The organism is Sulfitobacter sp. THAF37, assembly GCF_009363555.1.
In the GTDB taxonomy this organism is placed as follows: Bacteria; Pseudomonadota; Alphaproteobacteria; order Rhodobacterales; family Rhodobacteraceae; genus Sulfitobacter.
The window spans coordinates 1,515,886-1,529,832 of record NZ_CP045372.1; the positions used below are offsets into that span (position 1 = coordinate 1,515,886).

Annotated in this window: 14 protein-coding genes and 1 other RNA gene; 6 read left to right on the forward strand and 9 right to left on the reverse strand. The window is 65.1% G+C overall.

Features of this window, described 5'->3' with window-relative positions:
- The first annotated feature begins 64 nt into the window (after nucleotides 1-64).
- Nucleotides 65-1,243, forward strand: coding sequence for a type III PLP-dependent enzyme (locus FIU94_RS07520; protein WP_152465191.1), 1,179 nt, complete (start codon nucleotides 65-67; stop codon nucleotides 1,241-1,243).
- 113 nt (nucleotides 1,244-1,356) lie between these two features.
- Here FIU94_RS07520 and recR read toward each other — a convergent pair whose 3' ends face one another.
- From recR to FIU94_RS07540, 4 genes are all read right to left on the reverse strand, one after another.
- A complete protein-coding gene (gene recR, locus FIU94_RS07525) occupies nucleotides 1,357-1,950 on the reverse strand; it encodes a recombination mediator RecR (RefSeq protein WP_152465192.1) in 594 nt (197 codons plus the stop codon).
- 64 nt (nucleotides 1,951-2,014) lie between these two features.
- Nucleotides 2,015-2,359: a YbaB/EbfC family nucleoid-associated protein gene (locus FIU94_RS07530; protein WP_152465193.1), complete on the reverse strand. Its 345-nt coding sequence runs from the start codon at nucleotides 2,357-2,359 to the stop codon at nucleotides 2,015-2,017.
- Between the two features lie 54 nt (nucleotides 2,360-2,413).
- Complete coding sequence (locus FIU94_RS07535) at nucleotides 2,414-4,174, reverse strand: DNA polymerase III subunit gamma/tau (RefSeq protein WP_152465194.1); 1,761 nt, start codon at nucleotides 4,172-4,174, stop codon at nucleotides 2,414-2,416.
- 64 nt (nucleotides 4,175-4,238) lie between these two features.
- A complete protein-coding gene (locus FIU94_RS07540) occupies nucleotides 4,239-4,601 on the reverse strand; it encodes a YidH family protein (RefSeq protein ID WP_152465195.1) in 363 nt (120 codons plus the stop codon).
- Between the two features lie 63 nt (nucleotides 4,602-4,664).
- Here FIU94_RS07540 and FIU94_RS07545 point away from each other — a divergent pair, with 63 nt between their 5' ends.
- A complete protein-coding gene (locus FIU94_RS07545; protein WP_152465196.1) occupies nucleotides 4,665-5,504 on the forward strand; it encodes a neutral zinc metallopeptidase in 840 nt (279 codons plus the stop codon).
- Between the two features lie 150 nt (nucleotides 5,505-5,654).
- Nucleotides 5,655-6,662, forward strand: a complete 1,008-nt coding sequence (locus tag FIU94_RS07550; protein ID WP_152465197.1) for a calcium-binding protein — start codon at nucleotides 5,655-5,657, stop codon at nucleotides 6,660-6,662.
- Between the two features lie 48 nt (nucleotides 6,663-6,710).
- Here FIU94_RS07550 and ffs read toward each other — a convergent pair.
- Together ffs and FIU94_RS07560 are read right to left on the reverse strand one after the other, a co-directional pair.
- Nucleotides 6,711-6,808, reverse strand: an RNA gene (ffs, locus tag FIU94_RS07555) — signal recognition particle sRNA small type.
- A 38-nt stretch (nucleotides 6,809-6,846) separates the two neighbouring features.
- On the reverse strand, nucleotides 6,847-8,625 hold the full coding sequence (locus FIU94_RS07560; protein WP_172975868.1) for a 5'-nucleotidase C-terminal domain-containing protein: 1,779 nt from the start codon (nucleotides 8,623-8,625) through the stop codon (nucleotides 6,847-6,849).
- A 211-nt stretch (nucleotides 8,626-8,836) separates the two neighbouring features.
- On the opposite strand from FIU94_RS07560, the gene nudC reads away from it, so the two are divergent.
- The 3 genes from nudC to FIU94_RS07575 all read left to right on the forward strand — a co-directional run bounded on the left by nudC (nucleotide 8,837) and on the right by FIU94_RS07575 (nucleotide 11,084).
- Nucleotides 8,837-9,805 (forward strand): NAD(+) diphosphatase, encoded by a 969-nt coding sequence (gene nudC, locus FIU94_RS07565; RefSeq protein ID WP_152465199.1) that lies wholly within the window; start codon nucleotides 8,837-8,839, stop codon nucleotides 9,803-9,805.
- 74 nt (nucleotides 9,806-9,879) lie between these two features.
- Nucleotides 9,880-10,347, forward strand: a complete 468-nt coding sequence (locus FIU94_RS07570) for an SRPBCC family protein (RefSeq protein WP_152465200.1) — start codon at nucleotides 9,880-9,882, stop codon at nucleotides 10,345-10,347.
- Between the two features lie 143 nt (nucleotides 10,348-10,490).
- On the forward strand, nucleotides 10,491-11,084 hold the full coding sequence (locus FIU94_RS07575; RefSeq protein ID WP_254702632.1) for a putative glycolipid-binding domain-containing protein: 594 nt from the start codon (nucleotides 10,491-10,493) through the stop codon (nucleotides 11,082-11,084).
- 43 nt (nucleotides 11,085-11,127) lie between these two features.
- On the opposite strand, the gene FIU94_RS07580 is transcribed toward FIU94_RS07575, so the two are convergent.
- The 3 genes from FIU94_RS07580 to FIU94_RS07590 are packed head-to-tail and all read right to left on the reverse strand — an operon-like array spanning nucleotide 11,128 to nucleotide 13,847.
- Nucleotides 11,128-12,525: a PepSY domain-containing protein gene (locus tag FIU94_RS07580; RefSeq protein WP_152465201.1), complete on the reverse strand. Its 1,398-nt coding sequence runs from the start codon at nucleotides 12,523-12,525 to the stop codon at nucleotides 11,128-11,130.
- 40 nt (nucleotides 12,526-12,565) lie between these two features.
- The gene (locus FIU94_RS07585) at nucleotides 12,566-12,955 is read right to left on the reverse strand and encodes a hypothetical protein (protein WP_152465202.1); all 390 of its coding nucleotides are present in this window, start codon (nucleotides 12,953-12,955) and stop codon (nucleotides 12,566-12,568) included.
- Between the two features lie 52 nt (nucleotides 12,956-13,007).
- The gene (locus FIU94_RS07590; RefSeq protein ID WP_152465203.1) at nucleotides 13,008-13,847 is read right to left on the reverse strand and encodes a prephenate dehydratase; all 840 of its coding nucleotides are present in this window, start codon (nucleotides 13,845-13,847) and stop codon (nucleotides 13,008-13,010) included.
- Nucleotides 13,848-13,947: the final 100 nt, after the last annotated feature.

A 13,947-nucleotide genomic window follows, 5' to 3' on the forward strand; every position in this document is an offset into this window, starting at 1 on the left:
GTAGCGACGGTAACGTCTCTTGAAACGACATCTGGGGCATCATCCCCCCACCTGCTCTTTGGAGATGACCATGAACGCTATCGTCCCCGGTGCCTTGCGCGCCGCCTCCACCGAATTTGCCGATCCGGCTGCCGCCTACATTGCCGCGCACGATTTTGATCGTCCGACGCTTGTGGTCAGCCGCGACCGCGTGTCCGCTCAATACGATGCGCTGCACGCGGGTCTGGGTGGCGCGCATATCCACTACGCGGTCAAGGCCAATCCGGCGGCGCAGATCATCCGCATGCTGGTCAAAAAGGGGTCGGGGTTCGACGCGGCTTCGCGGCAGGAAATCGAACTGTGCCTTGCGCAGGGTGCCAAGCCCGAAAACATCTCCTTCGGCAATACCATCAAACGCGCCTCCGACATCGCATTCGCCTATTCCGCCGGCGTGACCCTCTTTGCCGCCGATTCCGATGCGGAGCTGGAAAAGATTGCCGCCCATGCGCCTGGCGCGCGGGTCTATCTTCGCCTGATCGTGGAAAACTCCATGGCGGACTGGCCGCTGAGCCGCAAGTTCGGCTGTGCGCCGCAGGCGCTGCCCGGATTGCTGGATTATGCCCGTGACCTGGGCCTGGTGCCCTATGGCCTGTCGTTCCATGTCGGTTCGCAGACCAAACGGGCGGAATACTGGAACCCGGTTCTGGATCAGGTGTCGAAGCTGTGGCACGCCGCTCGGGCTGACGGCCACGATCTGCAGCTGCTGAACCTCGGTGGCGGTTTCCCGGCGTTCTACGGCGAGGACATCGACGCACCCCGCGCCTATGCCGCCGCCGTGATGCAGGCGGTCGAGGATCGTTTTGGGGCCGTGCCGCAGGTGATGGCGGAGCCGGGCCGTGGCCTGGTCGCCGAAGCCGGTCATATTGCGGCCGAAGTGGTGCTGGTTTCGCGCAAATCGGCGGATGATCTGCACCGCTGGGTCTATCTGGATATCGGCCGCTTTTCCGGTCTGGCCGAAACCGAAGGCGAAGCGATCCGATACCAGATCGCGACGCCGCACGACGGCGGCGAAACCGGGCCTTGCGTTCTTGCTGGACCTTCCTGCGACTCTGCAGATATCCTGTACGAGAAACGCCCGATTCATCTGCCTCTCGCCCTGAAGTCGGGTGACAAGGTGATGATCCGGTGCTGTGGTGCCTATACCAGCTCCTACAGTTCTGTCGGGTTCAACGGGTTTCCGCCGCTGGATGTGATCGTTCTCTGAGAGAACGAAAGATCGCGACGGACGGGCCGCCTGCTTTGGGAGGAGCGGGCGGTCTGCGTTTTTTCGGACCGGAGTTTTCGAAACCTCCGGTACGTTGCTTTTGCAGAATGAGGCTATAGCGCCTTGCGGGCGCGCATCGCGGCGCTGATCGTACCATCGTCGAGGTAGTCCAGTTCGCCCCCGATCGGGACGCCCTGCGCCAGTGAGGTCAGTCGCACCTGTCCTTCCAGCCGGTCGGCGATGTAATGCGCCGTGGTCTGTCCGTCGATGGTGGCGTTCAGGGCCAGGATCACCTCCGTGATCCCTTCGCTGGCGACCCGGTCGATCAGCCGGGGGATGCGCAGTTCCTGCGGGCCGATGGCATCGAGCGCCGACAGCGTGCCGCCGAGCACGTGGTAGCGGCCCTTGAACACGCCGGCGCGTTCCATCGCCCACAGGTCGGCCACGTCCTCGACCACGCAGATTTCGCCGTTCGCCCGTTTCTCGGAGGTGCAGATGTCGCAGACATCCGCGGTGCCCACGTTGCCGCAGTTGAGGCATTCCCGTGCGGTAGCCGCGACCGTCTGCATCAGGTCCGCCAGAGGGGTCAGTTGCAGCGCGCGTTTGCGGATGAGGTGCAGCACTGCGCGCCGCGCCGACCGGGGGCCGAGGCCCGGCAGTTTCGCCATCATCTCGATCAGGGCGTCGATGTCGCGGGTCGAACTCATCCCGGCGCTCCCGGCGGCGGCTGTTGCACTAGAGTATTTTGGGCATAAAGAAGCGGGGGCAGTCTTAGAACGGCAGGTTCATGCCTGGCGGCAGGCCGAGCCCCTCGGTCAGTTTGGACATTTCCTCCTGCGCCCGCTCCGACGCCTTGGCCTGAGCGTCCTTGATCGCCGCGAGAATCAGGTCTTCGACGACTTCCTTGTCATCGCCGTTGAAGATGGAGGGGTCGATGTCCAGGCTCTTGAGTTCGCCTTTCGCGGAACAGGTGGCCTTGACCAGCCCCGCGCCGCTTTCGCCGGTCACGAGGATGTTGTGCATTTCCTCCTGCAACTGGGCCATCTTGCCCTGCATTTCCTGGGCCTTTTTCATCATCCCGGCCATGTCGCCGAGCCCGCCTAGTCCTTTGAACATTCGCTGTCTCCTGGTGTCTGGTTGTCTGTCATATGAGGTCCGCGGGTGCCGGGATCAACTGTCCTCGAAGGGATCCCATTCATCTTCGACCTCGGGCAGGGCCTCTGTCTCGGCCTGGGCGGCCACCTGTTCGGGGGTGCGTATCGCGGTGATGCGGGCCTTGGGGAAGGTCGCAAGCACCGCCTGCATCAGCGGATGCGCCTGGGCATCGGCGCGCAGTTCGTCTTCGCGGGCGTCGCGCACCTCGGCGATGGTTCTGGCCGTCGCGCCGTTCACGATACTGACCGCCCATCGGTTGCCGGTCCACTGCTGCAGCTTGGCGCCCAGTCGCTGTGCCAGATCCCGTGGCGCGGTGTCGGTCGGGGTGAATTCGATCCGGCCGGGCTGGTAGGCCGCGAGACGCAGGGTCGTTTCCACCTCTACCAGCAGTTTGACATCCCGGTTGGCGCGGATCAGCTCGACCACATGTTCGAAACTGGGAAAGCGGGCGAGCGCCGCTTCGGGCGCCTGGGCCAGCGCGGTGGTCTGCCCCGCAGGGCCGGGGGCGCTGGCCATCCGGGTCGTCGCCTGCTGCACGGCCTGCGCGCCCCGGGAGGCGGTGCCGCCCGCTCCGCCGTGGCCGGGCGTGGATGCGGGGCCGCTGGCCGGGGGCGGCGTGGAGTTTTGCAGCCGCCGCACCAGTTCTTCGGGGCTGGGCAGGTCGGCCACATGGGTCAGCCGTATGATCGCCATCTCGGCGGCCATCATGGCGTTGGGCGCGCCGGCCACCTCGTCCAATGCCTTGAGCAGCATCTGCCAGAGCCGTGTCAGTACCCGCATTGGCAGCGCCTCGGCCATCTGGGTGCCGCGGCTGCGTTCCTCGGGCGAAACGGTGGGATCTTCCGCCGCTTCGGGCGTGATCTTGACCACCGACACCCAATGCGTGATCTCCGCGAGGTCGCGCAGGACCGCCATCGGGTCGGCGCCATCGGCATATTGCGCCGACAGTTCGGTGAGCGCGCCCGCCGCGTCGCCGCGCAGGATCATGTCGAAGAGGTCCAGCACCCGGCCCCGGTCGGCAAGGCCCAGCATGGCGCGCACCTGCACCGCTGTCGTCTCACCCGCGCCGTGGCTGATCGCCTGATCCAGCAGCGACGTGGCATCACGCGCCGACCCTTCGGCCGCGCGGGTGATCAGCGCCAGGGCATCCTCCGCGATGTCGGCGCGTTCCGCATCTGCAATCTTGCGCAGCAGGGCGATCATCACCTCGGGTTCGATCCGCCGCAGATCGAAACGCTGACACCGCGACAGGACCGTGACCGGCACCTTGCGGATCTCGGTGGTCGCGAAGATGAACTTCACATGTTCGGGGGGTTCCTCCAGCGTCTTGAGCAGGGCGTTGAACGCGCCCGTGGACAGCATGTGCACCTCGTCGATGATGTAGACCTTGTAGCGGGCCGATGCCGCCCGGTAATGCACGCTGTCGATGATTTCGCGGATGTTGGCGACACCGGTGTTCGACGCCGCGTCCATCTCCATCACGTCGACATGGCGGCCTTCCATGATCGCCACGCAATGTTCGCAGACGCCGCAGGGCTCGGTCGTCGGCCCACCCTGGCCGTCCGGTCCGATGCAGTTCATCCCCTTGGCGATGATTCGCGCCGTCGTCGTCTTGCCGGTGCCGCGGATGCCGGTCATGATAAAGGCCTGTGCGATACGGTCCGCCGCAAATGCGTTCTTGAGTGTGCGCACCATCGCATCCTGACCCACCAGGTCGGCAAAGGTCTCGGGGCGATACTTGCGCGCCAGGACGCGGTAGGCGGTGCTGTCGGTCATGTAGGTCCTTCGGATTCGGTCCGGTGGCCAAGGTAGGCTTTCGGGGGCGCGGCGTCCACCGCCGTCAGAGCGCCCAGAGCACCGCGCCCACCGCTATCGACGCGATGCTCAGGAGGATCGCCAGCGTGCGCATGCGGCTGTTCGGCTGCGCCTCGGCGTGATGGTCGTTCAGCCTTTCCAGAGTCTTGGTCGCCTGGTCGTGGGCGGCCCAAAAGATGTAGATCGCCGCCAGAATGAACACCGACGCCACCGCCTTGGCCGCCCAGGTCGGTTCGAATTCCCCGAATACCGCGCGCAGGCCGATCGCGACTGCAAGCGACGCCATGCCGGTGCGCATCCATCCCGCGAAAGTGCGTTCGTTCGCCAGGATCGTGCGGTCCTCGGCCCAGTCGGTGCGATTTTCGGCCAGTTCGTTGTCAGTGCTCATTGAACCATTGTGCGGTTTGGGCAGTTGGCTGACAATACACTGCGACATAGCAAGGACAATATCATGCGGTTACGTGGCATCCGGCGAAGCAGAAACGTCGAGGTAAGGCGTGGGGGTGGCGGTGCGGGCCGGGTCGGCGGCCTGGGGCTTGTCGGGGTGCTTTTCGTGCTGGGCATCGGCTATTTCACCGGCATCGACGTCACACCGCTCCTGACCGGCTCGGGCGGCTCTCCCACCCAGCAGGGAACGCCGGTCAGCGCCGAGGATGACGCGGCCACGCAGTTCAGTGCGCAGGTCCTGACCACGACGGAAGAGGTGTGGACGCAGGTGTTTCGCGACCAGCTGGGCCGCACTTACGAACCGCCGCAGCTGGTGGTCTTTTCCGGGGTCACGCAAAGCCCTTGCGGCGGGGCGTCGGGGGCAACGGGCCCGTTCTACTGCCCGGCGGACGAGAAGGCCTATCTCGACACGCAGTTCTTTACCATGTTGAGCCAGCGCATGGGCGCGCAAGGCGATTTCGCTGCGGCCTATGTGATTGCACATGAGGTTGCGCACCATGTGCAGAACCAGCTGGGGATATTGCCCAAGGTCAATGCGGCGCGGCAACGTGCCAGCCAAACGGAGGCGAACGCGCTGACCGTACGGCTGGAACTGATGGCGGACTGTCTGTCGGGCGTCTGGGCGACGAACGTGCGCGGACTGATGGAGCGGGGCGATCTGGACGAAGCCCTGAACGCCGCGCGCAAGATCGGCGATGACCATCTGCAACGCCAGGCGGGCCGAGTGCCGCAGCCGCACACCTTCACCCACGGTACGTCAGAGCAACGCGCGCGCTGGTTCGGACGCGGTTTCGATACGGGGCGTGTCGGCGAATGCGATACCTTCGCTGCAGAGCGTCTTTGACAATCCATTGTGATATTTATGCCGTGATCTCAGGCCGTTGGCCGGAACTTGCGGGCTTGCATCGAATCCACTTTGCGGGTGTGGTGACCGGGTGTAATTCAGCTGCGCTGGGTCCGCTTGGGGCCTGATTCGCAGTAAGGATTGCTGCCCATGTACGCGCTGCTCGCCCTTCTGGGCCTTGGTGCTGCTTTCGCTCTCGTTGCCGGTATCGGCGGTGACGACGATGCAGTCGACGAAACCCCTGAACAGGAAGAAATGCCTCCGGTCGTGTCGCTTCAGACATTCACGGACGGGGACGACGCCGTGTTGGACCAACGCTATGTGGAAGATGCGCGCGCCAATGCGGATGACCTGGTGGCAGAGGGGGAACTGACCCGCGCCGAGGCCGACGCGGCGCTTGATGCCATCCGCATCGCGCAAAACCCTGCCAATCTGGATACCGGCGCGGGCGACGATTACGTGGTGACGGGCGATGGTGCGGACACGGTCCGCGCCGGCGCTGGCGACGACGTGGTGGTTGGCGGCGGCGGCAACGACCTTGTTTCATTGGGCGATGGCGATGATGTTTATGGCAGCGATGTACGCACGATCTCGCTGCCCGACGACGTCATCGGTTTTCCGGACAGCGGGTTTGGCATCTTTGGCACGGATGCCGCGCTCGAGGGTGGCGATGATACCATCATGGGCGGTGCCGGGATGGACGCGATCTCTGACAGTTTCGGGCGTAACGTGGTGTTCGGCAATCAGGGTCAGGACTTTATCGTCACCGTGGACGAAGACGGCCCGGGCGCATCCCCCGATACCGTCGATGGCGGGTTTGGCAACGACACGCTGGTGGTCGACCAGGGCGACGTGGTTACCGGCAATCAGGGTCGCGATCTGGTGACGGTCGATTTGTTTGCCGGGGTGTCGGACGACTATGCCGAAATCACGATCACCGACTTTCAACCGGGCATCGACACCCTGGAACTGGAAGGCAGCTTTGGGCTGCTGATGCCCCCCAGTCCCACAGGTCCGGATGATGTCCCTGTAAACCCGATCAGCGTGGCCGACCTGGCGGACGGCACGGCGGCGATCGTTTCGGTGAACGGCATACCCGTGGTGCGCGTCATGGGCGGTGCCGGGATGACGGTCGCGGATGTGCGTATCTCTGTCTGAGAGGGCGACGGCGGGCGGGCTTGCGGCGCAAGCCTGTCCGCGGCGTCAGGGTGAGAGATTGATAACGACCCAAGCGGGACTCGTTACGGCTGCTTCCTTCCGGACCTGACCGGGTTGGCGAGGCGCCTGCCCGCACCAACCTCTCGATCCCCGATATAGGGAAACGGGCAGCGGAGCGCAAGGGTCACAGGGTCAGGCGGATGCGCAGAAAACCGTCGTCTGTCACCTGTTCGGCCACGGGTTTCAGATGCGCGATGTCCTGCAGATGCCCGGCGGCCTCGGGTGCGGTTTCCAGCAGGGTTTCGACCGCCCCGCCGCAATCAAATTGCCAGGGTTGCGCCAATGGCCATGGATCAGCCAAGGCTCCCCGGTTGGCCAGCAGGCGCGCCACGGCGTCGGACAGGCTGACCTCGCTGCGCAGGCATACGTGATCGGACGATGGCACGGGAAAGCCACCGCCGCCCGCTGCGCGGAACGCGTCGGTCGCCAGAATGAACCGGTCCTCGGGGCCGATGGGGCGGTCCGCGTGGCACAGGTTGGCGATGCGCTGACCCACCGGACGGGTCGGGTCGATGGTATAGGTCAGCCCGTAGATCGTGTCGAAGTTGAAGGAGGGGATCGCGGGATCGTCCAGCTGCACGACCGCGCCACCGGGCGCCTGCCGCGCATAGGCCGCCGCCGCATGTTCCAGCCACCGCCGCAGACGGTCGCCCGAGATATGCAACGCCCAGACCGGGTCTTCGTAGGGGACCAGCCCATTGAGGTGTCGGCGGCGCACAATCCCTGCCGGAATGCTCAGGTAGTGCCCCGGGCCACTGCGCCCCCCTGTTGTATGGGCCGCGGTGCTGGCTAGAAGGGGCAGGTCCCCCTCGGGGGTTCCCTGCAGCGCGGCGCGGACTACATCGGCCTTGGCTCGGGCGATGAGTTCGGCGCTCGGGGTGGGCATGGCAAGGGCAAAATAGTTGTGCAACTGCCGCTCGATCCGGCCCACAGGCTGCGCCAGATGGCGGCGCGCCGCCTCATGTGGGGCGCGGACCCCCGCCAGCACGCCGGGATGTGCAGGCAGGTCGGCGTGGTTCCCGCGAAGGTCACTGAAATGATCAGTGACCTGCCATCCTCCGTCGGGTCGCGGGGCAAGCGTAAGGTCCATGACCGCCAGATCGGACCCGCCATGCCCGGCCATGATCGCCGGACGTCCGCCCAGCCTTCCCCGGACGGTATCGATGGCAACGGTTCCGGGATGATCGCGCCCCGGAAACCGCTGGTGGGTATGCCCCAGAATGATGGCGTCGATGCCGGGTACCTCGGCCAGCGGCACGGCGCTGTCCAACGGGTCTTGACCGTGCTCGGTCCCTTCGATCCCCATGTGCGCCAGCAGCACGACAAGGTCTGCGCCCTGCGCGCGCAGCGCCGCGGCCTGTTGGGTCAGGGAGGGGCGCGCGGGTCGCACCTCGGCCCGTCCTTGCAGTTGGGTCATGTTCCAGCGCGCGGTCTGTTCCGGCACGACGGAAAGAACCCCGATGTGCAGCGGCGATGCCCCACCCGGAAAGTGGCATTTCACCAGCGCCTCCGGCTGGATCGGACCGGTGCCGCGCAGGGACAGGTTCGTGCAGACCACCGGCATCGCCAGCTCATCGGCGACTTGGTTCAGGTAGCTTAGCCCGAAGTCCAGATCGTGGTTGCCCAGCCCGACCGCATCATAGGCCAGACCATTGAAAGCGGCGGCGACCGGGTGCGCGGCCGTCACCGGCTGACGTGCCAGCCAGCTGCCAAAGGCATTGCCTTGCAGGATGTCGCCGTTGTCCAGCAGCACGCAGGCCAGCCCCTGCGCCGCCGCCTCGGCCCGGGCGTCCGCAATCAGGCTCCCCAGGCTCGCCAGTCCGCCATGGGGCAGGGGTTTGTCGGCGACATAGTCATGCCCCAGAAGCTGCATGTGCAGATCGGTCGTGGCCAGGACGCGCAAGCGCCGGGCCGTGGGTCGAAGAGCGGGCGTTCGCGCTTGGATCTTCATCTTCAAGTACTACTGGCTACCTGACTGCTCAACTCATGATTGTTCGACTTACATCACGGCGGCGGCAAGAACTCAAGGGGCGCGCCATTGCCCTCGCCCGGGGGTTTGTGCAAACGAGACAAGTGGGGCCTTTGACGCGGCCCGCCAGGACGGGGACAGCAGGATGCGACATGCGGAAGAAGTGACATTCGGTGGCTCGGCGCTGGACCGGGCCGGCGAGATTCGCAACGATCCCGCGGCGGTGCGTGCCGCGAGAGAAGCGCCCGAGGCGCGCGCCATCCTGTTCTGGCGGGGCAAGCCGCTGATTTCTCCGGCGCGTCCCGCTCAGCTGGTGCGGCTGCCGCTCGACCATCCCGTGCTGGCCGACGCGGCGGAGGACACGATCCTGCTGGGCCGCGAAGACGGCGCCGCGCGTTTTGCCTTTGACCTGTCAGCCTGGCAGCCCGAGAACCTGGACGAGGCGGCGCTGGGCGGGTTCCTTGACCCCAGCGAACAGCGTCACCCGGCGCTGGGCGACGACATGGCATTCGCCGAACTGCGGCGGGTGATGACATGGCTTGGCCCGCGGGATGCGGAACTGGCCGCGACGGGGCGGGCGATGTTTGGCTGGCATCGCGCCCACGGCTTCTGTGCGGCCTGCGGCAACCGGTCGGATATGGTGCAGGCAGGCTGGCAGCGGGTTTGTCCGGTCTGCAAGGCGTCGCATTTTCCGCGCACCGATCCGGTCGTGATCATGCTGATCACGCACGGTAATTCGGTGCTGATGGGCCGCTCGCCGGGGTGGCCGCAGGGGATGTATTCCCTGCTGGCCGGCTTTGTGGAGCCGGGCGAGACGCTGGAGGCGGCGGTGCGGCGCGAGGTGTTCGAGGAAGCAGGGGTGCAGGTCGGCGAGGTGGGGTATCTGTCAAGCCAGCCCTGGCCTTTTCCGGCGTCGCTGATGTTCGGATGCCGGGGCGTGGCGCTGAGCCGGACAATCTCCATCGACCCGGTCGAGATCGAAGATGCGCTGTGGGTTTCGCGTGAGGAGATGATGGAGATTTTCGCAGGCAACCATGACACGATCCTGCCCGCGCGCAAGGGCGCTATCGCGCACTTCCTGATAGAAAATTGGCTTGCGGACAGGCTGGATTGAGGCAAAGGTAAACGCAAAAGGCCCGCAGGGAATGTCGGGCCGTGCGAAGAGGCAGCGCAAATCGGGACATTTTTATGAAGTTTTCGACCAAGGAAGACGTGGACGCGCCGATCGACGCGGTCTTCGAGATGCTCAGTGATTTCGAGAGCTTTGAACGCTCCGCCATGCGCCGCGGTGCCGAGGTGCAGCGCACCGACCAGATGAAGCAGCCAGGCCCCGGCATGACCTGGCGCGTGGCCTTCGACCTGCGTGGAAAGCGCCGGGAGATGGACCTGGAAATGGTGACTTACGACCGTCCGAACGAGATGGTGCTGGAAAGCACATCGCCGGGTCTGCTGGGCAACATGAGCTTTGAGATGATGCCGCTGTCGCGGTCCCGTACCCGTGTGCTGGTCGAGCTTGAGGTCAAACCGCTGAACCTGAGCGCCCGCCTGCTGGTTCAGTCGATGCGGCTGGCTAAGAATTCACTCACCCGGAAATACAAGCTGCGCGTCGCTGAGTTTGCGCGGCAAATGGAAGAACGCCATTCGCGCATGGCGTAGCCCGGCCCCCTGGTGCAGAGGGGGGTGGCCATCATTCCCGGCGCCCTGCCGGTGGATGACATGCAAGAGGTTTCTGGAGGGGATTGCATGAGTTGCCATTGCAACCCATCATCCGAACCAGCGAGGGAGGCAGCGCCAGCGACATGAACGACGAAGAGCGCATCGGCGATATGCCGCGCCGGGTTTTGTGGCGCAGGATCGACATGGAAGGTCTGGATGCCTGTTCCTACTGCCGCGAGGGCGATGGATATTCCGTTTCCGGCACCGCGCTTTACCTCGATGGTGCCGAACCGGCGCGGCTTGAGTATCGGGTCTGCTGCACATCGGATTGGTCAAGCGGGTCTGCATCCGTTGCCGGATGGACCGGTGACAGACGGAGGGACCTCTCCCTCTCGCGGGATGCGACCGGTGAATGGCTCTTGGATGGCAAGGCGGTTCCCGGCGTGCGCGGCCTTGTCGACATTGATCTGGGCTTCACGCCGGCGACGAACACCAATGCGATCAGGCGGCTGGATCTGGCGATTGGCGAGGACGTCGAAACCACCGCAGTCTGGCTGGACACCGAGGATTGGTGTTTCAAACCTCTCAGGCAGGTATATCGGCGGCTTTCGGAAACCGAATTCGCCTATCGCTCACCGACGCACGGCTATGCCGCAACTCTGACGGCCGACGCTTTCGGGATCGTGCGCGAATACCCCGAGCTTTGGACGGCAGTATCCGGCGCGGGCACCGGTTGAGTGGAGCGGCGGCGGCCCCATGGGACCGCCGCCCTCCGCGCGATCAGGACAGGGCGCGTTTCGCGGACGGCAGAACCCGCAGCACCGTCGCGTCGATCAGCAGGATGACCAGTATAGCGGCCCCCGCCATCGGGAACAGGGCCCCCAGCACCAACACCAGTGCAGCGGCACCCTTCCAGAACGGCAGCCCGGTCGGTCGCGGCGGCGCGGCAAGGCGGGAGGCCGAAGCCGGGCGCCGTTTCTGCCACATCACCACGCCGGAAACGGACACCAGCACCACCAATAGGCAGAACAGGGTATTGAGCGCGAGGTTCCAGATGCCGAGGTCACCTTCGTGAAAGGCGATCCCCACGGCCATCGCCTTGGCGTAGGGTGAATAGTCGGCGAACCGTACATCCGCCAGCACGTTGCCGGTATAGCGGTCGATATGCACCGTCCGGTCCGCCGTCGGATCTGGCCCGTCGTTCGACATGCTGTCATGGCTGACGGTCCATACCCCGGTTTCATCCGCAGGCAGGTTGATCTGGAAGCGACCGTCAAACCCGAGAGTGGTCGCAAAAGCGGCGATCTTGTCGATGGTGACATCGCCCTGGATGGCCGATGTGCCCGTAAGCGAGCCGGAGACCGGCATCGGTGTCTGCTCCAGACCCCAGGGCACCTCGTCCGATGCGCCGTGGTTCATGGCGGCATGCGTGGCGTCCGATGTCGGTACGCCCCATTTCTCGGCTGGAAAGGTGTTCCAGGCCTGCATCATCTTGGTGCCCCAGACCCCCGACCAGCTGAGCCCGGAGACAAGGAAAACCAGCAGAAGCAGTGAAATCCAGAAGCCCGCGACGCCGTGAAGCGATTTCCAGAAACCACGGCCCCGCGCCCGGATCTGCGGGATCAGCGTGGTGCGCCAGCTTGTCCCGTTTCTTGGCCAATGCAGGTAAAGCCCGCTGGCGATCAGGACAATGGCAAGGCTCGCCGCGATCTCGATCATCGCGTCACCGAAAGAGCCGAGCAGCAGGCTGCCGTGGATATCGTTGGCGAAATCGTACCAGCCCGCGCGCCAGGGAAAGGTATGCAGGGCCTCCCCGGTATAGGGGTCGAGCGCCACGCCCGTCCGGGTGCCCCCTGCCTCGACGGCAAAGGCCGCCACACGGTTCTCGGCAAGGGGGGCCACATACTGGACGGCCCGGCTGCCCGGAACCGCGGCTTCGGCAGCGGCCTGAAGCTGGGTGAGCGGGACCGGCGCGCCCGCTGGCGTCACGGCCATCCGCTCGGCCCCCAGTCCCGCACCCCATGAGATCCAGAGCATGGTCAGGCCGGTCAGCGCCAGCATGCACAGGAAAGGGATGACATAAAGTCCGGCGTAAAAATGCCAGCGCCAGGCGATGAAGTAGAATTTGCTCGCAGAGGGAGCAGCCGGAGAGTGGTCTCCGATCGTCGTGTCCGTCATGGGACCTCCGTTGGGATATATCTGAGTTTCGTCGGGAACGTCAGATCTCCAGGGGAGGTCCGGTGGATGGTGGCAACCCGGTTGAGCGGGCATGAAACAGGATAGTCGCCGCGCGGGCGGGTCCGATGAGGGTGACGTCGCCGCGTATCGCCTTGATCGCAGCGAAAGGCGTGAAAGCGACCGCCGTGTTCGCGGAGGCCCAGTCGCAGCGGTCGGGCGCATCGCCTGTGTCTTCGGGATCGACCGGTTGCCCGGTGTCGGGGTCGATGACAACCTCCGGCGTCTCGCTGCCGGTGCATAGCACCATCCGGATGCCCTGCGCAGTGGTGTCCGGCATCACCGCGTCCGAGATCAGCGAAACAGCCAGGAACGGCGCCAGCATCAGCCAAAGCGCCGCCCGACCGAGGATATGTTCGGGCCTGATTTTCATTCAGAACGGTCCAGAGCGCGGCTTGCGTTCCGCTTAGCGGCACACACCCGGTTCAGCCCCTGTCGGGATGCGCGGGGTAGACGCCGAGGATGTTCAGCATGTTGGTGAAATAGGCCAGTTCTTCCAGCGCCCGTTTGACCGCCGGATCGTCGGGGTGCCCCTCGATGTCGGCGTAGAACTGCGTCGCGGTGAAGGAACCGCCGACCATGTAGCTTTCCAGCTTGGTCATGTTGACGCCATTGGTCGCGAAGCCGCCCATCGCCTTGTAGAGCGCGGCAGGGATGTTGCGGACTTCGAAGACGAAGGTGGTCAGCATCTTGTCAGCGCGGCGCGCGGTGTCGATCTGCGGTGACATCAGCAGAAAGCGGGTCGTGTTGTGGTCCATGTCCTCGATGTCGCGGGCCAGGACCTCCAGCCCGTGGATGTCGGCCGCAACCTCGCTGGCCAGCACACCTTCCGTGCTGTCTGCGGCTTCTGCCAGTTCGGCGGCGGCCCCGGCACTGTCGGCGGCGGCCTCCGAGGTGATGCCGTGCGCATCGAGAAAGCTGCGCGCCTGTGGCAACAGGACCATATGCGCCCGCACATGTTTTACATCTTGCAGCCTGACACCGGGGCGCGCCATCAGGGCGATGCGGACCCGCACGAAGGCCTCGCCGATGATGCGCAACCCGCTTTGCGGCAGAAGCCGGTGAATGTCGGCCACACGACCATAGGTCGTGTTCTCCACCGGCAGCATGGCCAGGTCCGCGCGGCCCTCGCGCACGGCGCGGATGACCCCTTCGAAGGTGGTGCAGGGGACGGGAATCATGCCGGGTGCAGCTTGCAGGCAGGCCTCGTGCGAATAGGCGCCAAGAGCCCCCTGAAAGGCGATGCGCGGCGTGGTATCTGCCATGTTTGTGAACTTCCTTCGGCGATTTGTCCCAAGAGGGGCGTTTGGTCGCGGTAACTACACCTTGCCCCGCGAGAGGGAAAGCAATAGATACCCGCCCAAG

Excerpts from the sequence above, each read along its gene's own strand:
- FIU94_RS07520 (WP_152465191.1), top strand. The coding sequence starts at position 65 with ATGACCATGAACGCTATCGTCCCCGGTGCCTTGCGCGCCGCCTCCACC.
- recR (WP_152465192.1), bottom strand. The coding sequence starts at position 1,950 with ATGAGTTCGACCCGCGACATCGACGCCCTGATCGAGATGATGGCGAAA.
- FIU94_RS07530 (WP_152465193.1), bottom strand. The coding sequence starts at position 2,359 with ATGTTCAAAGGACTAGGCGGGCTCGGCGACATGGCCGGGATGATGAAA.
- FIU94_RS07535 (WP_152465194.1), bottom strand. The coding sequence starts at position 4,174 with ATGACCGACAGCACCGCCTACCGCGTCCTGGCGCGCAAGTATCGCCCC.
- FIU94_RS07540 (WP_152465195.1), bottom strand. The coding sequence starts at position 4,601 with ATGAGCACTGACAACGAACTGGCCGAAAATCGCACCGACTGGGCCGAG.
- FIU94_RS07545 (WP_152465196.1), top strand. The coding sequence starts at position 4,665 with ATGCGGTTACGTGGCATCCGGCGAAGCAGAAACGTCGAGGTAAGGCGT.
- FIU94_RS07550 (WP_152465197.1), top strand. The coding sequence starts at position 5,655 with ATGTACGCGCTGCTCGCCCTTCTGGGCCTTGGTGCTGCTTTCGCTCTC.
- nudC (WP_152465199.1), top strand. The coding sequence starts at position 8,837 with ATGCGACATGCGGAAGAAGTGACATTCGGTGGCTCGGCGCTGGACCGG.
- FIU94_RS07570 (WP_152465200.1), top strand. The coding sequence starts at position 9,880 with ATGAAGTTTTCGACCAAGGAAGACGTGGACGCGCCGATCGACGCGGTC.
- FIU94_RS07575 (WP_254702632.1), top strand. The coding sequence starts at position 10,491 with ATGAACGACGAAGAGCGCATCGGCGATATGCCGCGCCGGGTTTTGTGG.
- FIU94_RS07580 (WP_152465201.1), bottom strand. The coding sequence starts at position 12,525 with ATGACGGACACGACGATCGGAGACCACTCTCCGGCTGCTCCCTCTGCG.
- FIU94_RS07585 (WP_152465202.1), bottom strand. The coding sequence starts at position 12,955 with ATGAAAATCAGGCCCGAACATATCCTCGGTCGGGCGGCGCTTTGGCTG.
- FIU94_RS07590 (WP_152465203.1), bottom strand. The coding sequence starts at position 13,847 with ATGGCAGATACCACGCCGCGCATCGCCTTTCAGGGGGCTCTTGGCGCC.